Raw genomic sequence first — 22,099 nt, forward strand, 5'->3', positions numbered from 1 at the left:
CCTCAGCCGTTGTAGGCGTCGCAGTAAGCCTGGGCTTCGGCGACATCCAAGGTGCCTTCGTAAATCGCACGGCCGGTGATGGCGCCGATGATGCCGGGCGCCTTGGCGTCCAGCAGCGACTTGATGTCGCCCAGGTTGTGGATACCGCCGGAAGCGATCACCGGGATCTTGGTCGCAGCAGCCAGCGCGGCGGTGAACGGAACGTTGCAGCCCTGCATCATGCCGTCTTTGGCGATGTCGGTATAAACGATGGCGGACACTCCGTCGGCTTCGAACTGTTTGGCCAGGTCAATGACCTGCACGGTGCTGATTTCAGCCCAGCCGTCGGTGGCGACAAAGCCGTCTTTGGCGTCCAGGCCCACGATCACTTTGCCTGGGAACGCGCGGCAAGCTTCGGCGACGAACGCCGGGTCTTTCACGGCCTTGGTGCCGATGATCACGTAGCTCACGCCCGCCTTGACGTAGTGCTCGATGGTTTCCAGGGAGCGGATACCGCCGCCGATCTGGATCGGCAGGTTCGGGTAGCGCTTGGCAATCGCGGTCACTACTTCGCCGTTGACCGGTTGGCCTTCGAAGGCGCCGTTCAAGTCCACCAGATGCAGACGACGGCAGCCCCCGTCCACCCATTTGGCAGCCATGCTCACCGGGTCATCGGAGAACACGGTGGAGTCTTCCATGCGGCCTTGGCGCAGACGCACGCAAGCGCCGTCCTTGAGATCGATAGCGGGGATAATCAGCATCTGGCAAACCTTATTCGATATTCAGCAATGCTTGGGAAATCAGGGTTTCTCAAGCGACCACAGGTCGCTTTCGATGCTTTCGAACCTTTCTTTAAGGAGCGTCTGCGTATCGAAAATCGCCCGGTTGTAATAGTGCGGAGCCACTTCGGTGGTAAACAGCTCAAGAATCTCGGCGACCTCGAACGAACCCAATTTGAGCTCGAAGCGGTCCTCCATGAAGCGCTTGATCTTGAGGGTAGCCTCACTCTCCTGTTCAGGCGTGAGGTTCAAGATCGGCAACTTCGGCTTCCTGGCCATTTACCAGCGCCCGTCCCAGGCGGCGAAGTTCTGCAGCAATTGCAGGCCATGGGTATGGCTCTTTTCCGGGTGGAACTGCACGGCAAAGCGCGAACCTTCGGCCAGCGCGGCGGCGAAGTCGACGCCGTAGTGCCCGCCACCCACCACCTGGCCCGGCTTACCGGCGGCGATGTAGTAGCTGTGCACGAAGTAGAAGCGCGCCATGTCCGGCACTTCGTGCCACAGCGGGTGATCCACGGTCTGGCGGACTTCGTTCCAGCCCATGTGCGGAACTTTCAGGTGTTCGCCGTCTTCATGCAGGTCTTTGCCGAAGAACTTCACCTGGCCCGGGAACAGACCGATGCAGTCGACGCCGTCGTTCTCTTCACTGCTGTCGAGCAAGGCTTGCATGCCCACGCAGATGCCGAGAAACGGGCGATCCTGGCTGACTTCGCGCACCAGGCTGTCAAAGCCCAGGCGGCGGATCTCGGCCATGCAATCGCGAATCGCACCGACACCGGGAAACACCACCCGGTCAGCTTCGCGAATCACGCTGGCATCGCTGGTGATCAGCACCTTGCCGGCCCCTACGTGTTCGAGGGCCTTGGCCACCGAGTGCAGGTTACCCATGCCGTAATCGATAACCGCGACCGTCTGCATTACAGGACGCCCTTGGTCGAAGGCATTTGCCCGGCCATGCGGTCGTCCAACTCGACAGCCATGCGCAGCGCGCGGCCAAAAGCCTTGAACACGGTTTCGATCTGGTGGTGGGTGTTGGTGCCGCGCAGGTTGTCGATGTGCAGGCTGACGAGTGCGTGGTTGACGAAACCCTGGAAGAATTCCTGGAACAGGTCGACGTCAAAGCCGCGGCCCACATTGGCACGGGTGTACGGCACATGCATCTGCAAGCCTGGGCGGCCGGAGAAGTCGATGACCACCCGCGACAGCGCTTCGTCCAGCGGGACATAGGCGTGGCCGTAGCGACGGATGCCTTTTTTGTCGCCGATGGCCTTGGCAAATGCCTGGCCGAGGGTGATGCCCACGTCTTCCACCATGTGGTGGTCGTCGATGTGCAGGTCGCCCTTGCCTTCGATATCCAGGTCGATCAGCCCGTGACGGGCGATCTGGTCCAGCATGTGCTCAAGAAAAGGTACACCGATATCAAATCGGGCCTTTCCGGTGCCATCCAGGTTGATCGAGGCTTTGATCTGGGTTTCCAGAGTGTCGCGCTCGACGGACGCCTTACGTTCGGCCATCACCAGCTCCGCAAAATCATTGGGCGAAAAAGGCAGCCATTATAGGGGCGCGGGCGCTAAACAGAAACATCGGAGGGGATAAGACTGATGGAGTGTCGGGGATAGACATGTGCATACAACCCCCGACAGGCATAACGCAATCTTGTAGGAGCCGGCTTGCCGGCGATAAATTCGCAAGATCACCATCGACCTCGCGGACACCATCGCCGGCAAGCCGGCTCCTACGGGACTTGCATCAGTGGAACAGGACTGCGGTCTTCTGCAGGGTCACCCACACACCCCACGCCAACGGAATACCCACCACCAACCAGGCGGCAATCGCCAACGGCACGGTGCCAGGAGCGGCTTTCCACTCCAGGGAAGTAGTCGCGTCCGCGCCTTTATCGTGGCCCAGCGCCTGTTCGGCGGCCAGTTCGGCGTCGGTCATGAAGTACTTGTCGGCCACTGGGCGGACCAGCAGGTTGCAGATGAAACCCAACACCAGCAGGCCGGCCAGGATGTACAGGGTGATGTCGTAGGCGGCGGCGCGTTCAACGCCGATGCTCAGCTGATACTCACGCAGGTAGTTCACCAACACAGGGCCCAGCACGCCGGCCGCAGCCCAGGCAGTCAGCAGGCGACCGTGGATCGCACCGACCATCTGCGTACCGAACAGGTCGGCCAGGTAGGCCGGAACGGTCGCAAAACCACCGCCGTACATCGACAGGATGATGCAGAACGCCGCCACGAACAGCGCCACGTTGCCCAGGTGACCCAGGTTCGGGATCAGCGCGTACAGGGCAAAGCCCAGCGCGAAGAACACGAAGTAGGTGTTTTTACGGCCCAGGTAGTCGGAGAACGACGCCCAGAAGAACCGGCCACCGATGTTGAATAGGCTCAACAGACCGGTGAAACCCGCCGCGATGGCCGCGATGGAAGCCAATTGGCCCGCATCCAGTTGGCCGAACGGCACATCCACACCCAGCAGCTTGCCGCCGAACACTTCCTGCAGCAGTGGCGAAGCCATGCCGAGGATGCCGATGCCGGCAGATACGTTCAGGCACAGCACCAGCCAGACCAGGCGGAATTGCGGGGTTTTCCACGCCACGTTCACGTGCACGTGACGGTGAGTGATCATCGCGTTGCTGGCCTTTTTCGCCGGCGCGGTCCAACCCTCAGGCTTCCAGCCGGTAGGCGGAACGCGGTAGGACAAGGCGCCGCCGATCATGAACACGAAGTAGATCGCAGCCATTACCAGGAAGCTCTGCCACACGCCCACGCTGTCTGGGGTGGCGAAATGGCCCATCAGTGCTGCTGCCAACGGGGCACCCACCATCGCGCCGCCGCCGAAGCCCATGATCGCCATGCCGGTGGCCATGCCACGCTTGTCCGGGAACCACTTGATCAGGGTCGACACGGGCGAGATATAGCCCAGGCCCAGGCCGATACCGCCGATGACCCCGGAGCCGATCCACATCAGCCAGATCTGGTGGGTATAGATACCCAACGCCGAGATCAGCAGGCCGCCACACCAGCACAATGCCGATACAACGCCAGCCTTACGTGGCCCGGCGTGTTCCAGCCAGCCGCCCCAGATCGCTGCCGAGCAGCCCAGGAAGATGAAGAACAGGGTGTAGATCCAGCCCAACATGGAGATGGGCCAGTCGCACTGGGACGAGAAAACTTGGCTGATGAAGCTCATGTCCGGCGCGCAGGCGACCGGCTTGGTGATACCCAGCGCCTTGGACAATGGCAGCCAGAACACCGAGAACCCGTAGGCCATGCCGATGCACAGGTGGATGGCCAGGGCGGCCGGTGGAACCAGCCAGCGGTTGAAGCCGGGCTTGGCGATAATGCGTTCCTTGGACAGGAACGCAGGCTGTGCGGCAGTTGAACCCGCCGCAGTGCTAGTGCTCATTGGTGTTTCCCCCAGTTGTTAGTATGTGTCCGTCAGGCGCTCTCTCCCTCGGCCTTGCACGCAAAGCGTTGGCCGTTGTTGTTGAGTAAAGCTCCATTTAAGCGCGACGCTATGTCGCAGAAGGCAGACGAACCTGCGCAGATTAGCACCTGTGGATGACAGAAAAACCAAACTGATATCACCTTTTTCAGGAAATCTGTTTTGTTTGACGCCAAAAACCCGTTTCCCCGCCCCTGGATACAATGTAACGATCGGGGCACTGACGCAGGCCGTCGGGCGTTATACTCTGCGGCTAAATTTTGAAATCGACATACAAGGACTCGCCCATGAAAGCGTTCGGCAAAATCCTGGGTCTGGTACTTCTCGGGCTGTTGCTGATCATTGTGGCTCTAGGCTTTGCCCTGACCCATCTCTTCGATCCCAACGACTATAAAGACGAGATTCGCCAGATTGCCCGCGACAAGGCCCACATCGAGCTGACGCTCAATGGCGACATCGGCTGGAGCCTGTTCCCCTGGCTTGGCCTGGAACTGCACGAAGCCAGCGTAGCGACCCTGACCGCGCCGACCCAGCCGTTCGCCGACCTGCAGATGCTCGGCCTCTCTGTGCGCGTGCTGCCGCTGCTGCGCCGCGAAGTGCAGATGAGCGATGTGCGTGTCGAAGGCCTCAACCTGCGCCTCACCCGCGACAAGCAAGGCCACGGCAACTGGGAAGACATCGGCAAGAACGTGAGCGAAGCGACCGTCGGCAGCCCTGGCTCGACCGAGCAACCTGCCGAAACCGAACCGGAAAAACCCTCGAAGCCCATCCGCCTGGACATCGACAGCCTGACGGTCAACAACGCTCGCGTCGAATACAACGACGAGCAGACCGGCAAGCAGTTCAGCGCCGAAAGCATCCAACTGAGCGCCGGCGCCGTGCATGAAGGCGCCAGCATCCCGGTGAAACTCACCGCCTTCTTCGGCAGCAACCAGCCGGTGATGCGCGTCAAGACCGAACTCAACGGCAACCTGCGCATCCAGCGTGCGCTCAAGCGCTATCAGCTTGAAGACATGAAGATCAGCGGCGAAGCCACGGGCGAGCCGCTGCAAGGCAAGACCGTGACGTTCTCCACCCAGGGCCAATTGCTGGTGGACCAGGCGGCCAATATCGCCGAATGGACCAACATGAAGTTGTCGGCCAATCAACTGCGCGCCTTGGGCGAGTTGAAGGTCAACGACCTGGACAAGACTGCGCAGTTGAGCGGCGCGCTGTCCATCGCTCAGTTTGACCTGGCCAAGTTCCTCGACGGCGTTGGCCATCCGCTGCCACCCATGGCCGAGGGCAGCCTGAGCAAGGTCGAACTGGTCAGCCGCCTCAAGGGCACGCCGAGCAGCCTGGCCCTGGAAGACCTGAACCTGAAACTCGACGGCAGCACCTTCACCGGTCGCTTGGCCGTGGACGATTTCGCTAAGCAATCCCTGCGGGTCCAGCTCAAGGGCGATACCTTCAACGCCGACAACTACCTGCCGGCCAAGTCTGAATCCGCCAAGGGCGCAGCCGCAGCCCGTCAGGCCGAAGTACAGAACAGCGAAGCCGGTGCCATGGCGGCCGGTGGCACCACGCCGCTGCCCGACGCGCCGACCAAAGGCGCCTGGAGCACCGACAAACTGCTGCCACTGGCGCGCCTGCGCACGCTGGATGTGAATGCCGACCTGGCTTTCGGCCAACTGACCTTGAGCAAGCTGCCGATCCAGAATGCGGCGCTCAAGGCGTCGGGCGTCGATGGCCAGCTCAAGCTCGAGACCCTTAGCGGTGGCCTCTACAACGGCACTTTCCAGGCCAACGGCAGCCTTGATGTGCGCCAGGATATTCCGGTGCTGGCGCTGCAAAGCCATATCAAGCAAGTGCCGGTCGAACGCATCCTGCAAGCCCAGGGGCAAAACCCGCCGGTGAAGGGCCAGATCACCCTCGACAGCAACCTCACGGGCCGTGGCAATAGCCAGAAAGCCCTGATCGACAGCCTCAACGGCACCGCCAGCTTTGTGATCAACAACGGTGTGTTGCTCAACGCCAACCTTGAACAGCAACTGTGCACCGGTATTGCCCTGCTCAACCGCAAGACCTTGAGCAGCACACCGCAAGGCAAGGACACGCCGTTCCAGGAGTTGAAGGGCAACCTGACCTTCCGTAACGGCGTGGCCAGCAACCCCGACCTGAAAGTGCGCATCCCGGGCCTGACCGTCAACGGCAATGGCGATGTCGACCTGCGCGTGCTGGGCATGGACTACCGCGTCGGCATCATCGTCGAAGGCGACCAGCGCGAAACCCCGGACCCGGCCTGCCAGGTGGGCTCGAACTTCCAGGGCATCGAAGTGCCGCTGCGCTGCCGTGGCCCGCTGGAACTCGGCGCCAAAGCCTGCCGCCTGGACAAGGACGGCCTAGGCCAAGTCGCGATCAAGGCGGCCGGCAACCGTCTGAACGAGAAGCTGGAAGAGAAGCTCGACAAGGTTAATCCACAGCTCAAAGACGCTTTGAAAGGCCTGTTCAAACGATGAGAAACGAGCAGTTTTCAACGGCGGTGCTGGACTGGTACGACCGCCACGGTCGCCACGACCTGCCCTGGCAACAGGGCATCACGCCTTATCGGGTGTGGGTCTCGGAGATCATGCTGCAGCAGACCCAGGTGAGCACCGTGCTCAACTATTTCGACCGTTTCATGGCCTCGTTGCCAACGGTCGAGGCCCTGGCTGCCGCACCGGAAGATGAAGTGCTGCACTTGTGGACCGGCCTGGGTTACTACACCCGGGCGCGCAACCTGCAAAAGACCGCGAAGATTGTCGTGGCCGAGTACGGTGGCGAGTTTCCCAAGGATGTCGAAAAGCTCACCGAGCTGCCCGGCATCGGTTTGTCCACCGCTGGTGCGATCGCCAGCCTGAGCATGGGCCTGCGTGCACCGATCCTCGACGGCAACGTCAAACGCGTGCTGGCACGCTTCACCGCGCAAGAGGGCTACCCAGGCGAGCCTAAGGTGGCCAAACAGCTGTGGGCCACCGCAGAACGCTTTACGCCTCATGATCGCGTCAATGCCTACACCCAGGCGATGATGGACATGGGCGCCACGCTCTGTACCCGCAGCAAACCCAGCTGCCTGTTGTGCCCGCTGGAAAAAGGCTGCGAAGCCCACATGCTCGGCCTGGAAACGCGCTACCCGATTCCCAAGCCGCGCAAGACCATCCCGCAGAAGCGCACGCTGATGCCGTTGCTGGCGAATGCCGAGGGCGCAATCCTGCTTTACCGTCGCCCTTCCACCGGCCTGTGGGGCGGCCTGTGGAGTTTGCCGGAGCTGGATGACCTGCGAGACCTGGAACACCTGGCCCACCAGCACGCGCTGGAGCTGGGCAAGCAACAGGCGCTGCCAGGGCTGATCCACACCTTCAGCCACTTCCAACTTGCCATCGAACCCTGGCTGGTCCAGGTCGAGGAAACCGCCCATCACGTGGCCGAGGCCAACTGGCTCTGGTATAACCTCGCCACCCCGCCGCGCCTGGGCCTTGCTGCCCCGGTAAAAAAACTGCTGAAGCGCGCGGCCGATGTATTGAATGCAGGAGTTCCGTCATGACCCGCACCATCATGTGCCGCAAGTTCAAAGAAGAATTGCCAGGCCTCGAACGCCCTCCGTACCCGGGCGCCAAGGGCCAGGACATTTTCGAGCACGTCTCTGCCAAAGCCTGGGCCGACTGGCTGAAACACCAGACCCTGCTGATCAACGAAAAACGCCTGAACATGATGAACGCCGAAGACCGTAAATACTTGGCAGGCGAGATGGACAAGTTCTTTTCCGGCGAAGATTACGCCAAGGCCGACGGCTACGTGCCGCCTGCTCAATAATTGATCAAAAACCGGGGTCTGCACGTAAGCGACGGTAATAATTAAATATTTTTTGAAAACTTGCTTGACGACCCCCTGAAAAACCCGTTTAATGCGCCCCGTTGCCCAGATAGCTCAGTCGGTAGAGCAGGGGATTGAAAATCCCCGTGTCGGCGGTTCGATTCCGTCTCTGGGCACCACCTTCAGCTTTCAGGTGGTGTCAACATCACGTGAAAGCAATCAAGAAACCCGCCTAGTGCGGGTTTTTTGTTGCCTGGGATTTATTGCGTTGTCTTGGGGCGACCTACGCCACCCCGAAACGAACAGCCTCTATCACTTCAACAAGAACACCATCAGCGGATTGTCGTTCAGACGCCCTTCAAACCTTGGTACCAGCGATTCCAGAGCCGTTCCTTGCAGCAACGCGGTTTCCTTGCGCGACACAATCACCCAGGCTGGCCGAGGCAAAGTTCCCAGTCGCCCGATCTCGCTGCCTCCGATAAAGATCGGTTGCTCGTCATGGTCCAGGTTCATCATGTAGCGCACCGCCCAGGTGTCCCGGCCCAGATTGATAAACACCAGCGGCCCCGGTTGCTTCACACGCAGCGCTTCCACTTGGCCGACAAACTTGCGGGTGTCGAACTGCATATCCTTGGATGGCTCCACCACCATCACCAACACTAACCACTGCGCCACCAACGCGATCAGGCTGAGCCACACCAATCGCCCCGCACGCCGCCAGGCGATCAACGCCGCCACCTGCAGCACTACCAGCACGCCGATCAGCAGCGGCAGCGAAACGTCAGGCCAGTAACCATGCTTCTGCCACCCATGCCGACAGACCAAGATTGCAACCACGCCTAACGTCGGCAGCGCCACGACCAGCCCTTCGTAGCATCGGCGCATGCCTGCAAGCCAGCCTTGCGCCTGTAGCAGCCCATAGGCCGCGACAGCCGCAAACATCGGCACCATTGGCAGGATGTAATAGGCGCGCTTGAAGTGCGGCACCGACAGCCCGAGCAAGATCATCAAGCCGCAGGCACTGAGGCGCACCACCAACTGCATCTCGCCCTCAAACCGCTCGGACCAGCGATGCCGTAGGGCAATCATTGTGGCGAGCGCCAATGGCACCACTGGGAAGTAGCGGTACAGGCTCAGCTGGAAGTAGAAATAGAACGGCTCGCCGGTTTCATCGAGACGTCCGCCCACCTGCATCTTGAACACCTCATCGGCAAACGCATCACCTCCGCTGATGCGCGCCAACTTCACCAGCAGCCACCAACAGGCAGCCAGCAACACCAAGCCAGCGGCGCCGTGAATCAGCACCTGCTTCACCCGCTCCCCAGGCTTTCCCAACGCCCAGTACACGCAGACCACGCCACAGACTTCGATCAACCCCAGCGGCCCGCGTATCGCAAAACCCAGGATGAACAGCGGGAAAACCGCAAGACGCCTCCAGCGCCCGCCGCTGTGCAACAGGTAGAAACCGCCAACGCAGAGCAACGCGACCATCTGGTCCAGGCATACCGAGCGGGATTTTTCGAGCAGTTGAGTCGTGAGCAAGGTCAACAGCACAGTAAGCAGCGCCCACTGGCGATTCGCCGGGACCAACAGGCGATAGATCACCGCGACCACCCCAGCCGACGCCAGGGCGGTGGGTAGCACATTCGCCAGGTGGTTCGGCGCGCCAAACAGTCGGGCAAACACATAGCTGAAGAACGTCGCGGTGCCGGGGTAATCCGCGTAGGGCTGGCCGTAGGTGGTCGGGAAAAGACTCGCACCATGGCGAAACATTTCTTGCAGGAACAGCGCCCAGCGTCCGTCAAACCCTTGGGGTTGCTGATCCCAGATACCCAGGGTGAACAACAGCAAGGCAAACAGGAAAATGCCCAGGGACTCCAGGCGAAAGCGATTGCGGTGATCCATCGGTAGACCTGTCAGGTAAGGGGCGCCGACTTATGGTGCCGACTGCCCTGCTGAATAGCGCCTGAACAGACCTGAATATTCCGGTGTTTACCGACCCACGGGCCACACCCATTTCGGGATCAATCGAACGTAAATCAACTCGGCCACCAGCTCGACCAAGGTTTGCAGTATCACTGCCGTCGCCGCCAACCCGCGCACGTCCTCAGGCAGCGCCAGCGCCAAGGGCAACACCACCAGCGAATTGCGCGTCGATGCGCTGAACGTCACCGCCCTGGCCGTTACCGCAGGCAGCGCAAACAGCCGCGATGCCAGCGCGCCCATCAACGGCGCCAACAACAGGAAACCGACGTACACCGGGATCACCGGCAGCAACAGGTTGATATCCCGCACCACCGAGGTGATTTGCGAGCCGATCACCACAAACAGCACCAACGCCATCGCTGGCACCGGCATCCACGCCCAGCCGCCGTTCCATGCACTGACGAGTGATGATCGCCGTGCCAGGAAAGTCGTTAGCACTGCCAGAACCATCGGCACCACGATCAGCAGGAAGAACGCCTCGATAAACGGACCCACTTCCACAACCACGTCGGACTGCGCTCCAAGCATCACGCTCAAATAGATCGGCAACAGGGCCAACTGCAGCAACAACAGCACCGGCGTCGCCGCCAGCATCAACCGCGAATCACCCTTGCCGATATGGGTAAACACCACCACGTAGTCGATGCACGGCGTGAGCAGTACCAGCAACGCCCCCACCAGCAGTGCCGGGCGCCCTGCGAGGCCTTGGCTCAATGCCCATACCAGTAACGGAATGAGGATGAAGTTGGCGAACAGCAACGCTGACAGGAAGCGCTTGTTGTTCAGGCTTTGGCGCACGTCCAGAAAGGGGATTTGCAGGAACATTGCGTACATCAGCACCGCGATGGTGGGTGTGATCAGTGCGCTGAGGTGGTGGGCGAATGAGGGGACGAACAGACCGAAACCGGCAGCCAGCAGCACGACTACGAAGTACAAAGGGATCTGGTTGCGTTCGAGGGTATCGCGGGTCATAAGACAGCTCTATCGGGTCGCAGAGCGCAAGGTTATGCGTCTACTGATCCAACGTCGAGCGACACAAAGAAAAGGGTATCAGGGGTACTAGCTGGGCGCGAGCTTCCGGCCGCCACTCAACCCGCATCTTGCGCTTTTCGCTTCGATTCAATCAGAGCGCGCATCTCTGCCATGACCTGATCGTGCGGAATATTTGGACGAGGATCATCAATCGAAGCCTGCACCTTGGCACGGAACCAACGGTCATAGCTGGCAGCCTGCTCTTCAGTTTCAAACTCTGAAACGATGGGAGATAGTGGGATGCTCATAGAGACCTCCTTAATGGATGCCTGCCAGTCCAATCGGTCCATGGTTTGCTGTCGTTCCTCTCGGATGTATGGCTTTATCAGCGGGTATTGAAGGTTAATGACCCTGCCAGACGCGATGCAACTACTGGCAAACTGGTGAACTGTTACTAAAAAAATAAGAAACCTATAAAGGCCGAGAACCCAATGAATTTGAACGACGCCTCTTTGCAATTACCCTCGGCCTCATCTGCGCGCGACCACGGCGAAGCTTTCAAGGAGACCGCCGCCGACGGCCACCGCCTCGGTGGGTTCACTTGGCGCCACATCAGAACCGATCCCACGCGACCCGTGGTGATCATCAACGCCGCCACCTCCGTCCGCTGCCGCCACTACGCCCGCTTTGCCGCCTACCTGTTCGCCAACGGTTTTGACGTCATCACCTACGACTACCGTGGCATCGGCGAGTCCCGCAGCGGCTCATTGCGCGGCTTCAAGGCCTCATGGTCGGACTGGGGCGTGCTGGATTTCGAGGCGATGCTGCAGCGCGCGCAACGGGAGTTTCCAGGACAGCCGATTGATGTCGTCGGCCACAGCTTCGGTGGCTGCGCGGCGGGGCTCGGGGTGTCGGGCGGGGTCATTCGGCGAATGGTGACGGTGGGCGCACAGTTTGCGTACTGGCGCGATTACGCGGCGAGCGGACGCTGGCGAATGTTTGCCAAGTGGCATGTGGCAATGCCGTTGCTGACAGCCCTCTGCGGATACTTCCCCGGCAAGCGCCTGGGCTGGCTGGAAGACACGCCTGCGGGCGTGGTGCGGGACTGGAGCACACCGACGCCCAGCTACGAAACACGGCCCAGCGGGCGGGCCTTGGGCGAACTGCCATTCAGTCGTGTAAACGCGCAGATACTGGCCATCAGCATCACCGACGACCCATTCGGGACCGTGGCCGCCATCGAACGGCTACTGGGTTATTTCGACAACAGTGAGCGGACACACCTGCGAATTACACCGGAAGATGTAGGCGAAAAAGAAGTCGGGCATTTCGCATTTTTTCGCAGCGAGTATCAGGATCGGTTGTGGCCTGTTGCACTGGCGTGGCTTCAAAACGGTCGATTCGCTGAAGATACCCTTGGGATTTCCCCCAACCTGCGCTTCAATATCCCACCCAGCACTCCAGGACGTTGAGCCCATGGCCTCGCCAAACAAGCAGCAAAAACGCGCCCAACGGGCAAAGACCAAGGCCAAGCAAAACCGCACCCAGCGCGCCGTCGCGAGCAAGCCGGACGCCTTTGCCGGCGACGACAGCCGCATTGACCTTGAGTCAGTGGATTTGACCGAGCTGTTCGTAGAGATGCGCACGGCTGGCGAAACCAGCCAACAAGCCCTGTGCGCTGTGTTCCTGGCCCACCCGCTGCTGGCACTGGTGCTGGAACAGGAAGGCGAAGAGGAAGCCACCGACTTTATCCTCGCGGCGCTGATCGAGTATCGGCAGTGGGTTACGGATACCGATGATGAAGCCGCGGCACTGGCGTGGATCGAGTCGCCGCAATTCCAGGCGGATTACGTAGCGGCCTCAAAAGAATTGTCACAACCTTGAACCTGTAGGAGCCGGCTTGCCGGCGATGGGGGCCTTGAGGACGCCATCGCCGGCAAGCCGGCTCCTACAGTCATCGACTCAGTTTAGTTCAGTACCGCAGCGCCTACTCTCTGCGCCTTGCGACGGCTCGCCACAATCAGCCCCGCCGCCACCACCAGCAAGCTCAACACGCCGGTCGCAATGATCTCGATGCGGTGCGCTTCCTGGAACAGCATGATGGTCAGCGTGCCCACGATGAACACCATCACCGCGTAGGTCAGGCCTGGGAACAGCCACATCTTGAAGACAATCTTCTCGCCCGCCGCCGTGCGTTTCTGGCGCATGCGCAGTTGCGATACGGCGATCACCAGGTACACCAGCAACGCGATGGCGCCGGAGCTGGCCAGCAGGAACTCAAACACCGCAGCCGGAGCCACGTAGTTGGCGAATACCGCCAGGAACGCCGCGCCGGTAGACAACAACACCGCCCAGTAAGGCGTACCGCTCTTGTTGGTGCGCTTGGCCACCGCCGGTGCATCACCACGGCGGCCCAGGGAGAACAGCATGCGCGAGGCGGTGTACAGCGCCGAGTTCAAGCAACTGGTCACGGCAACCAATACCACCAGGTCGACAATCAGTTTGGCATTCGGGATACCCATGCGCTCCAGCACAGTCTGGTAAGAACCTACGGCCGCCAGGGTCGGATCGTTCCATGGCACCAGGGAGACCACGATGAAGATCGACAACAGGTAGAACAAGCCAATGCGCCAGATCACCGAGTTGGTGGCCTTGGTGATCTGCTGGCCTGGGTTCTTCGATTCAGCGGCGGCGATGGTGACGATCTCAGTGCCCATGAAGGAAAACATGGTGGTCAGGATCGCAGCCAATACCGCACCCATGCCGTTGGGCATGAAACCTTGGGTGTCGAACAGGTGCGAAACGCCGCTGACCTGGCTGGTCGGCAGGAAGCCGAAAATCGCGGCCAGACCGAGGATCACGAAGCCCACAATCGCCACGACTTTGATCAACGCGAACCAGAACTCGAACTCGCCGTAGTTCTTCACGCTGAACAGGTTGGTCGCGGTCAGCAACAGGGTGATGACCAGGGTAAATGCCCAGATGGCCACGTCCGGGAACCAGGCATGCAGGATAGTCGCGGCGGCGTTGGCTTCCAGTGGAATCACCAACACCCAGAACCACCAGTACAACCAGCCGATGGTGAAACCAGCCCAGTGACCGATCGCCCGGTCGGCGTAAGTGGAGAACGAACCGGTGTCCGGTGACGCCACGGCCATTTCGGCCAGCATGCGCATCACCAACACCACCAGCGTGCCCGCAGCGGCATACGCCAGCAGGACGGCCGGGCCGGCAGCAGCAATCGCGTGGCCGGAGCCGACAAACAAACCGGCACCGATGACGCCGGCAATCGACAGCATGGTGACGTGACGCGGTTTGAGCCCCTGTTCGAGGTCATTGGAGCTTTGCGTACTACTCATTGACACACCTTTACGAGGAATTGCGAAAACGGTCCGCCCGGCCCGGGATCTCTCTCGTGAAAAGAAACCAACGGGGCGTTCTTTATTTTTTACGCAAGATTTGCGCCAAAATGTTACAGAGCCGCGATTGACGCGGGCTGTAGGACGTTTCAACAAGACTCGCAAGTCATTGAGAACAATGGCATTCCGCTATAGCGTTACCGTGCGACTCACATTCAGGACGAAAAAACGCACCATAAACACACACAAAAAGTACGTGACGCCCCACAAAAGGGCTGATATGCACCGTTTGCCCGGTTAACCCTTCCAACACCCGGCCAAAGCTGGCACCATCGCGCCCTTTTTTACGCGAAGCCTGCGGTTTTTCGGGTTCAAACGGATGTTCGGTTGTTGATGGCGCGACACACTGCTGTGCCGATGCGACACCCTGCCGCACACCACCTGTTTACCGCCGGCCATGCTGTTGGCTGCCGTCAAGACGCTATGCTAGCTTGACGCCTCGCCAGGAAGGCGGCCCAACAGCAGGATTGCAACGAACACAATGAGGACCCCACATGGCCGAGGCCACGCCCGCGCTTGAAATCCGCAACTTGCATAAACGCTATGGTGAGCTGGAGGTACTCAAAGGTATCTCGCTGACCGCTCGCGACGGCGATGTGATCTCGATTTTGGGTTCCTCCGGTTCCGGCAAGTCCACCTTCCTGCGCTGCATCAACCTGCTGGAAAACCCGCACCAGGGCCAGATCCTGGTGGCCGGCGAAGAACTCAAGCTCAAGGCCGCGAAAAACGGCGAGCTGATGGCCGCCGACGGCAAGCAGATCAACCGCCTGCGCAGCGAAATCGGTTTTGTGTTTCAAAACTTTAACCTGTGGCCGCACATGAGCATCCTCGACAACATCATCGAGGCCCCTCGCCGTGTGCTTGGCCAAAGCAAAGCCGAAGCCATCGAAGTGGCCGAAGCCTTGCTGGCCAAGGTCGGCATCGCCGACAAACGCCACGCCTACCCCGCGCAATTGTCCGGCGGCCAGCAGCAACGGGCGGCCATCGCGCGCACCCTGGCAATGCAGCCTAAAGTCATCCTGTTCGATGAGCCCACTTCGGCGCTTGACCCGGAAATGGTTCAGGAAGTACTTAATGTGATCCGCGCGCTGGCCGAAGAAGGCCGCACCATGCTGCTGGTCACCCATGAAATGGGCTTCGCCCGTCAGGTCTCCAGTGAGGTGGTGTTCCTGCACCAGGGCCTGGTCGAAGAGCAAGGATCGCCACAGCAGGTATTCGAAAACCCGCTTTCGGCGCGCTGCAAACAATTCATGTCCAGCAACCGCTAACGGAGCAACATGCATGCAGAACTATAAAAAATTCCTTCTGGCCGCGGCCGTCTCGATGGCGTTCAGCGCCACGGCCATGGCAGAAACCTTGAAAATGGGGATCGAAGCGGCCTACCCGCCGTTCAACAATAAAGACGCCAGCGGCAACGTCGTCGGCTTCGACAAAGACATCGGCGACGCCCTGTGCGCCAAGATGAAAGTCGAGAAGTGCGAAGTGTATGTGTCCGACTGGGACGGCATCATCCCGGCCCTGAACGCCAAGAAGTTCGACTTCCTGGTGTCTTCGCTGTCGATCACCGATGAGCGCAAGCAGGCCGTCGACTTCACCGACCCGTACTATTCCAACAAGCTGCAGTTCATCGCGCCTAAAGCCACTGCGGACTTCAAGACCGACGCGACTTACCTGAAGGGCAAGACCATCGGCGCGCAACGCGCGACGCTGGCCGGCACCTACCTGGAAGACAAGCTGCCGGACACCACCGCCAAGCTGTACGACACCCAGGAAAACGCCTACCTCGACCTGACCTCCGGTCGCCTCGACGGCATCCTGGCCGACAAATACGTGCAGTACGAATGGCTCAAGAGCAAAGACGGTTCGGCCTACGAGTTCAAAGGCGACCCGGTCGTAGAAAGCGACAAGATCGGTATCGCCGTACGCAAGGGCGACCCACTGCGCGAGCGCCTGAACAAAGCCCTGGCAGAGATCAAGGCAGACGGCACCTACAAGAAGATCAACGACAAGTACTTCCCTTTCAGCATCGAATGATCTGAACGGTATGCCCGGCGCGCTCACTTGAGTGCGTCGGCTTTTTGCACTGCCTGCCGCGATATGAAAACACCATGAATTTCGATCTCTACGGATTCGGCCCGGCGCTCGCCGCTGGCGCGCTGATGACCGTCAAACTGGCGCTCACGGCCTTGTGCCTGGGGCTGGTGCTCGGCCTTGCCGGGGCCTTGGCCAAGACTTCGCCGTACAAGCCACTGCAATGGGTGGGCGGTGCGTACTCGACCATCGTTCGTGGCATTCCCGAATTGCTGTGGGTGCTGCTGATTTACTTCGGCACGGTCAACCTGATGCGTGCCCTCGGGGAGTTTTTTGGTAACCCCGACCTTTCCCTCAGCGCCTTTGCCGCCGGGGTCATTGCCTTGGGCCTGTGCTTCGGCGCCTACGCCACGGAAGTGTTCCGTGGCGCGATCCTCGCCATTCCCAAGGGCCACCGCGAAGCCGGTGTGGCATTGGGCCTGTCGAAATTCAGGATCTTCACCCGGTTGATCATGCCGCAGATGTGGCGCATCGCCCTGCCGGGCCTGGGCAACCTGTTCATGATCCTGATGAAAGACACCGCGCTGGTATCGGTGATCGGCCTGGAAGAAATCATGCGCCATGCGCAAATCGGCGTGACCGTGACCAAGCAACCGTTCACCTTCTTCATGGTCGCCGCCTTCATGTACCTGGGCCTGACCGTGCTGGCAATGACCGGCATGCACTTCCTGGAAAAACGCGCCGCCCGCGGCTTTGCAAGGAGCACCCAATGAGCGGCGACTACAGCTGGTTGGCGCATTTCGACCTGGGCCTGAACTGGGCCGTGATCATCAAGTGGCTGCCCAAATTGGCCCAAGGCGCCATCCTGACCCTTGAGCTTGTGGCCATTGCCGTCATCGCCGGCCTGTTGCTGGCAATCCCGCTGGGTATCGCGCGCTCCTCACGACGCTGGTATGTCAGCGCGCTGCCTTATGCCTACATTTTCTTCTTCCGAGGCACGCCGTTGCTGGTGCAGTTGTTCCTGGTCTACTACGGCCTGGCGCAGTTCGACGCGGTGCGCGAGAGCTTCATGTGGCCCTACCTGCGCGATCCGTTCTGGTGCGCCACCGCCACCATGACGCTGCACACTGCTGCCTATATCGCTGAGATCCTGCGCGGCGCGATCCAGGCCATTCCGCCGGGCGAGATTGAAGCGGCGCGAGCCCTGGGCATGTCCAAGCCCAAGACCCTGTTCTACATCATCCTGCCGCGCGCCTCGCGCATCGGCCTGCCGGCGTACAGCAATGAAGTGATTCTGATGCTCAAGGCCAGTGCCCTGGCCAGTACCGTCACCCTGCTGGAATTGACCGGCATGGCGCGGACCATCATCGCCCGAACCTACCTGCCGGTTGAGATTTTCTTCGCCGCCGGTCTGTTCTACCTGTTGATGGCTTACATCCTGGTACGCGGCTTCAAACTGTTGGAACGTTGGCTGCGCGTCGATGCATGCCAAGGACGTTGAGGCACGCTTCCAGGCACTGGATGCGTTCCTGATCGAGCACCAAGGGCTGTGGAAACCACGGCCCTTTACCCATCGTCAGCTCCCTTGGGAAACAGAGCATCCCGACCTCGCCCAGTGGCTGCGCCAACGCTCGTTGGACGACGCTGAGGCCAGTCATAACCAACCCCATGACCTGCCGGCGCCGGCACCTTTTCCACAACTCGCTGCGCAAGCTCGCCAGCTCAGTGCTGTAGATAAGTTATCGACACAGCCCCTCGCACCCGCTCGCCATCGCCTGAACGTCGATGTTCCGGGCCGTAAGTGGGAACAGATCGAAGCCTTCGGCGCCGCACTGCATTTCAAGCAGACGCCCACGCACTGGTTGGACTGGTGCGCTGGCAAGGGCCATCTGGGCCGTCGCCTGTTACAAAACGATCAAGCACTGACCTGCCTGGAATACGACCCGGCGCTGATCGCCGCAGGTCAGGCCTTGAGCGACCATCATGGCCTGCCCGTCACCCATCGCCTGCAAGATGTGATGGCCGACGTGGCAATCGGCCCAGAACATACGCCCGTCGCCCTGCATGCCTGTGGCGACTTGCATGTGCGCCTGCTGCAACTGGCCAGCGCCGTCGGTTGCAAACAGCTGGCGCTGGCGCCCTGCTGCTACAACCGCATCAACGCTGGCACCTACCAGCCACTGTCCAATGCCGGTCGCGCATCATGCCTACAACTGTCGATCGATGACCTTGGCCTGCCGCTGAGCGAAACCGTTACCGCAGGCCAGCGGATACGCCTGCAACGGGACACGTCCATGGCGCGACGCCTGGGCTTCGATCAACTGCAACGCGAACTGCGCGGCGTCGACGAATACCTGCCTACACCCTCCCTGCCCACCAGCTGGCTGGACAAACCCTTTGCCGACTACTGCAAGGAGCTGGCAAGTCTCAAAGGGTTATCCACAGGCAAACAGGATTGGACGGCGCTGGAAGCGTACGGTTGGCGCCGTCTGGCCGAAGTCAGAAACCTGGAGTTGGTGCGAGGTTTGTTTCGGCGCCCACTGGAACTGTGGCTGGTGTTGGATCGGGCATTATTCCTTGCCCAGAACGGTTACAAGGTCGAGATAGGCACCTTCTGCGAGTCCGCGCTGACACCGCGCAACTTGATGGTGCTTGCCGAGCGCGATTAAGGGGCAAAATTGTCGCAGCGCAGCCTGTGGATAACTCTGTTGATGAATTCTTTACGGGGCCTGTAGCCACCTGCGCTGCAGGTCGTAAACCGCGCTGGTCATTTTTTGTTCATAAAATAAAACGCACACAAAACAGGCAGTTGCGGCGTGATGAGAACGGCTCCACAAAATGGCTTTTTCGTGACATGGCCATCCAACCGATTGTGCATAAGCATCTGGCGTTAAGCGTATAAACCGCGCTTCAGGTGCGTTTTCCTGGAGCCTTCAGCACCTGGCAGAGGTCGTTGATATCGTCGCCCGCCAGCCTCTTCGCCACGCTATCCAACGGGTCGACACCAAAGGCCAAGGCTTCATTAATCGCTAGATCGCGGTGCACGTGCAGCGTTTCTTTGCCCAGCCGCTGCTTGAACGCCTCGACTATGTCCAGGCTGAAGGCATTCCTTTCATCCACTTGGTTGATCACCACCTGCACACTGGGCGGGCGCTCACCCTCCAAGTGCGGGGCAAGCAGTACATCCAGATGGTCGAGGGTGCCTAGGCACGCGGCATCCGCCTGCACGATGACCAGCACCACGTCGGCAACACTCAGCGCTTGATGAAAGTAAACGTTGTTACCGGAAGGGGTATCGATGATCACCGTATGCCGAGCGCTCAAGCCCAGGGATGCGAGGCGTTGAGCCAGCCAACGCGGCTCGTGCTTGAGCCAGCGCTCCAGGCTTTCCTGCTGCGGGATATCGATCTCGCCAAAGGTGATCACCTGGCAACCGGCAAAGCTGAGCTGCTGGAGTTGGCTCCATTGCCCATGCTCCAGACTGGTGCGCCCGATGCCCGGCAATGCCGAGCTGACCCCGAAGTGATGTTGCAAGGCGTTCTGCGGGTCCAGGTCCAGCGCCACGACGGACTCGCCCTGGCGCTGCAGACCACTGCTCAGGGCGGTGACCAGGGTGCTGCGGCCAACACCGCCATTGATCGACACCAGCGCTACCACTTTCGGGCTCAAGGCCAAGGTGGGCGTGGGCTGGGCGCTTTCGTTGGCAGCGCCATCGTCTCGGCTGGGAATGCTGCCGAAGAAGTGCAAACGCGACGCCATGCCACGCTCATCCTGGCAGACATCCTTGCCGAGCAAGGCTAAAAGACCATCAGTAATGCCCATAACAAACCCCTCATCACGGCGAAGCTCAAAGACGTGAAAAGGTCAGCTGATACGACTGCTTACCGCAGGTCTTTTTGTGGTCGCCCTAGTGCAAGCAGTCTGCTTCAGGACAGCAAAAGTGTCATTATTTTGATGAGATAGTTGTATATTTTTTAGACAAACGGCAAATCGTCAATTTAATGGCCAGCAATGCTCCGACCCTCGACGCGCTTAATTGATTCGCTCAAGCAAGCTACGGCAGAGGCTGCTCAGATCCTGGCATCCGGCGCTGTTGCTGACCGGATCAAGGGGATCGCGCCCGTAAGCCTGAGCCTCGATAAACGAGGGGTCGCGCTGAACCGTTCCAAGCACGGCATCCCCCAGGCGTAGCTTGAACACGTCGACCATGTCCTCGCTGAACCGATGAGCAGGGTCAACCTGGTTGATCACATAGAAGCGGTACGGCGATTTCGCGTGAGCCAGGTAAGGGGCAAGCACACTGTCCATTTGAGCCAGGCTGCGAAATGACGCGGCATCCGCTTGCACCACCACCAACACCACGTCGGCAACCGACATGGCCTGGCTCAGGTACACGCTATTGCCCGCCGGCACATCGATGATCACCGTGTCCCGGCCACTCAATTTCATCCCACCCAGGCGCTTGGTCAGAAACTCCAGATCCTGTCCCAGCCAACGATTCAAGCTTTGCTGTTGCACAGGATCGGTTTCACCGAACGCCACCATGCGACACCCGGCAAAACCCCGAACCGGTAACGCCTCCCAGGTTTTGTTGAGCAGACTGGTCGCGCCGACACCCGCCATATTCACACCGGGCGCCAGGTGATGGCGCAGGGCGTCTTGCGGATCCAGGTCCAGCGCGAGCGCAGGATGGCCCTGGCGCTGCAAACCGCTGGTGAGTGCCGCCGCGAGCGTCGTGCGGCCAACCCCACCCTTGGCAGAGACCACCACCACAACCTTGGGCGCCGATGGGTCCGAGTACACCTCACCAAGCGGGCCTTCCACCAATTCGGGCGGCTGAAGATGCTGGGTTGCGCCCTGATTCAACTGGTCGAGCAAACATTGCAGACCAGGCGAAATCGGCTCATCGACCTGAGGCTGATCAACACGGAGAGTGCCAGTCAGTGCGTCGTATAGTTTGGAAATATCATCTGCGCGACTCACTGTCCTGCTCCCCCCTCTGAGTGGTTGAATAAATAAGGCGCGCATTGTGTGATATCACCTTGATAGTGTCAGTATTTTGATGATTTCAACTAACTTTTTTCAGATGAGCGGCTTGACGCCATTTATATGACGTATTATTTTTACTATATAAATCAGTAATTTAAGATTATTTAGCGCCATTTTTGATCAATTTATCAAGAATTCAGCCTGATGCGTATTCCCATGTAACTACGCAGACGCCTTATACAAAACGAGACAAAACCCGCGCTCCGCGACACACCCCATATACCTCCCGAGCATTCAATAGGACCCACACCCACTGTTGATCTGCACCGAGGACGCAACCATGAACCCCAACAACTGGAACATCTTCATCGCCGCCAGCCTGCTTGCCTTCACCCTCAACGCCCACGCCGACACCAAGCCGAAGCCGGACATCCAACGCATCGTCGCCACCGTGCAGGACAACTCCGGCTCCTGCGGCGTGGTCAATGCCCACATGACCTACCTCGACTCCCACGGCCAAAAACGCGTGCTGAACTACAGCAAATTCGCCGACAACTGCGCAGACGGAAGCTGACAGAAGAAGCCCCGCCACAGCCCGGAAACCGCGCCAGATGAAAAAACCTGCGGATTTGCAAAAATAGTCAGAATTCAGGGGTTTACAGA

Annotated in this window: 22 protein-coding genes and 1 tRNA gene; 12 read left to right on the forward strand and 11 right to left on the reverse strand. The window is 59.9% G+C overall.

The features are described from left to right. Nucleotides 1–2: 2 nt before the first annotated feature. The 5 genes from hisA to HX868_RS01910 form a co-directional block, all read right to left on the reverse strand. Complete coding sequence (hisA, locus tag HX868_RS01890) at nt 3–740, reverse strand: 1-(5-phosphoribosyl)-5-[(5-phosphoribosylamino)methylideneamino]imidazole-4-carboxamide isomerase (protein WP_177001720.1); 738 nt, start codon at nt 738–740, stop codon at nt 3–5. 39 nt (nt 741–779) lie between these two features. Beyond that, nucleotides 780–1,037 (reverse strand): DUF2164 domain-containing protein, encoded by a 258-nt coding sequence (locus tag HX868_RS01895; RefSeq protein WP_065925755.1) that lies wholly within the window; start codon nt 1,035–1,037, stop codon nt 780–782. Continuing rightward, nucleotides 1,038–1,676, reverse strand: a complete 639-nt coding sequence (gene hisH, locus HX868_RS01900) for an imidazole glycerol phosphate synthase subunit HisH (protein WP_016979116.1) — start codon at nt 1,674–1,676, stop codon at nt 1,038–1,040. Then, nucleotides 1,676–2,272, reverse strand: coding sequence for an imidazoleglycerol-phosphate dehydratase HisB (gene hisB, locus HX868_RS01905; protein WP_028615365.1), 597 nt, complete (start codon nt 2,270–2,272; stop codon nt 1,676–1,678). Before hisB ends, hisH begins: the two co-directional genes overlap by 1 nt. 235 nt (nt 2,273–2,507) lie before the next feature. Beyond that, a complete protein-coding gene (locus tag HX868_RS01910) occupies nt 2,508–4,169 on the reverse strand; it encodes an OFA family MFS transporter (protein ID WP_033896905.1) in 1,662 nt (553 codons plus the stop codon). Nucleotides 4,170–4,495: 326 nt separating this feature from the next. Between HX868_RS01910 and HX868_RS01915 the strand changes: the two genes are divergently transcribed. The 4 genes from HX868_RS01915 (at nt 4,496) to HX868_RS01930 (ending at nt 8,218) form a co-directional block, all read left to right on the forward strand. Further along, nucleotides 4,496–6,706: an AsmA family protein gene (locus tag HX868_RS01915; protein ID WP_177001721.1), complete on the forward strand. Its 2,211-nt coding sequence runs from the start codon at nt 4,496–4,498 to the stop codon at nt 6,704–6,706. Further along, on the forward strand, nt 6,703–7,770 hold the full coding sequence (mutY, locus tag HX868_RS01920; protein WP_177001722.1) for an A/G-specific adenine glycosylase: 1,068 nt from the start codon (nt 6,703–6,705) through the stop codon (nt 7,768–7,770). The genes HX868_RS01915 and mutY overlap by 4 nt, the downstream gene beginning before the upstream one ends. Next, nucleotides 7,767–8,039: an oxidative damage protection protein gene (locus HX868_RS01925; protein ID WP_177001723.1), complete on the forward strand. Its 273-nt coding sequence runs from the start codon at nt 7,767–7,769 to the stop codon at nt 8,037–8,039. Before mutY ends, HX868_RS01925 begins: the two co-directional genes overlap by 4 nt. 103 nt (nt 8,040–8,142) lie before the next feature. Further along, nucleotides 8,143–8,218: transfer RNA gene (locus HX868_RS01930), tRNA-Phe, on the forward strand. Nucleotides 8,219–8,351: 133 nt separating this feature from the next. On the opposite strand, the gene HX868_RS01935 is transcribed toward HX868_RS01930, so the two are convergent. The 3 genes from HX868_RS01935 to relB all read right to left on the reverse strand — a co-directional run bounded on the left by HX868_RS01935 (nt 8,352) and on the right by relB (nt 11,305). Next, nucleotides 8,352–9,944 (reverse strand): ArnT family glycosyltransferase, encoded by a 1,593-nt coding sequence (locus HX868_RS01935; protein ID WP_177001724.1) that lies wholly within the window; start codon nt 9,942–9,944, stop codon nt 8,352–8,354. Nucleotides 9,945–10,031: 87 nt separating this feature from the next. Further along, nucleotides 10,032–10,997, reverse strand: a complete 966-nt coding sequence (locus HX868_RS01940) for an arsenic resistance protein (protein ID WP_177001725.1) — start codon at nt 10,995–10,997, stop codon at nt 10,032–10,034. A 116-nt stretch (nt 10,998–11,113) separates the two neighbouring features. Continuing rightward, entirely contained in the window at nt 11,114–11,305 is a 192-nt protein-coding gene (gene relB, locus HX868_RS01945) for a type II toxin-antitoxin system RelB family antitoxin (RefSeq protein WP_016979109.1), read from the reverse strand. 183 nt (nt 11,306–11,488) lie between these two features. Here relB and HX868_RS01950 point away from each other — a divergent pair, with 183 nt between their 5' ends. Together HX868_RS01950 and HX868_RS01955 are read left to right on the forward strand one after the other, a co-directional pair. Next, the gene (locus HX868_RS01950) at nt 11,489–12,469 is read left to right on the forward strand and encodes an alpha/beta hydrolase family protein (protein WP_177001726.1); all 981 of its coding nucleotides are present in this window, start codon (nt 11,489–11,491) and stop codon (nt 12,467–12,469) included. A gap of 4 nt (nt 12,470–12,473) precedes the next feature. Beyond that, a complete protein-coding gene (locus tag HX868_RS01955) occupies nt 12,474–12,881 on the forward strand; it encodes a hypothetical protein (protein WP_177001727.1) in 408 nt (135 codons plus the stop codon). An 83-nt stretch (nt 12,882–12,964) separates the two neighbouring features. Here the strand turns inward: HX868_RS01955 and gabP are convergent, their stop codons facing one another. Beyond that, on the reverse strand, nt 12,965–14,356 hold the full coding sequence (gene gabP, locus HX868_RS01960) for a GABA permease (RefSeq protein WP_016979106.1): 1,392 nt from the start codon (nt 14,354–14,356) through the stop codon (nt 12,965–12,967). 554 nt (nt 14,357–14,910) lie between these two features. Between gabP and HX868_RS01965 the strand changes: the two genes are divergently transcribed. The 5 genes from HX868_RS01965 (at nt 14,911) to HX868_RS01985 (ending at nt 19,116) form a co-directional block, all read left to right on the forward strand. Further along, nucleotides 14,911–15,684, forward strand: a complete 774-nt coding sequence (locus HX868_RS01965) for an ABC transporter ATP-binding protein (RefSeq protein WP_010213906.1) — start codon at nt 14,911–14,913, stop codon at nt 15,682–15,684. 13 nt (nt 15,685–15,697) lie between these two features. Further along, a complete protein-coding gene (locus HX868_RS01970) occupies nt 15,698–16,450 on the forward strand; it encodes an ABC transporter substrate-binding protein (protein WP_016979104.1) in 753 nt (250 codons plus the stop codon). A 74-nt stretch (nt 16,451–16,524) separates the two neighbouring features. Then, nucleotides 16,525–17,220, forward strand: coding sequence for an ABC transporter permease (locus tag HX868_RS01975; protein WP_016979103.1), 696 nt, complete (start codon nt 16,525–16,527; stop codon nt 17,218–17,220). A gap of 38 nt (nt 17,221–17,258) precedes the next feature. After that, nucleotides 17,259–17,948: an ABC transporter permease gene (locus tag HX868_RS01980; protein ID WP_025999969.1), complete on the forward strand. Its 690-nt coding sequence runs from the start codon at nt 17,259–17,261 to the stop codon at nt 17,946–17,948. Next, the gene (locus HX868_RS01985; RefSeq protein WP_177001728.1) at nt 17,929–19,116 is read left to right on the forward strand and encodes a methyltransferase; all 1,188 of its coding nucleotides are present in this window, start codon (nt 17,929–17,931) and stop codon (nt 19,114–19,116) included. Before HX868_RS01980 ends, HX868_RS01985 begins: the two co-directional genes overlap by 20 nt. Before the next feature lie 241 nt (nt 19,117–19,357). Here HX868_RS01985 and bcsQ (HX868_RS01990) read toward each other — a convergent pair whose 3' ends face one another. Continuing rightward, the gene (gene bcsQ / locus HX868_RS01990) at nt 19,358–20,269 is read right to left on the reverse strand and encodes a cellulose biosynthesis protein BcsQ (protein WP_177001729.1); all 912 of its coding nucleotides are present in this window, start codon (nt 20,267–20,269) and stop codon (nt 19,358–19,360) included. Between the two features lie 210 nt (nt 20,270–20,479). Next, the gene (bcsQ, locus tag HX868_RS01995) at nt 20,480–21,430 is read right to left on the reverse strand and encodes a cellulose biosynthesis protein BcsQ (RefSeq protein WP_343047935.1); all 951 of its coding nucleotides are present in this window, start codon (nt 21,428–21,430) and stop codon (nt 20,480–20,482) included. Nucleotides 21,431–21,776: 346 nt separating this feature from the next. On the opposite strand from bcsQ (HX868_RS01995), the gene HX868_RS02000 reads away from it, so the two are divergent. Then, nucleotides 21,777–22,010, forward strand: coding sequence for a DUF2790 domain-containing protein (locus HX868_RS02000; RefSeq protein WP_016979098.1), 234 nt, complete (start codon nt 21,777–21,779; stop codon nt 22,008–22,010). Nucleotides 22,011–22,099: the final 89 nt, after the last annotated feature.

Source organism: Pseudomonas reactans (genome assembly GCF_013385825.1).
GTDB lineage: Bacteria > Pseudomonadota > Gammaproteobacteria > Pseudomonadales > Pseudomonadaceae > Aquipseudomonas > Aquipseudomonas reactans.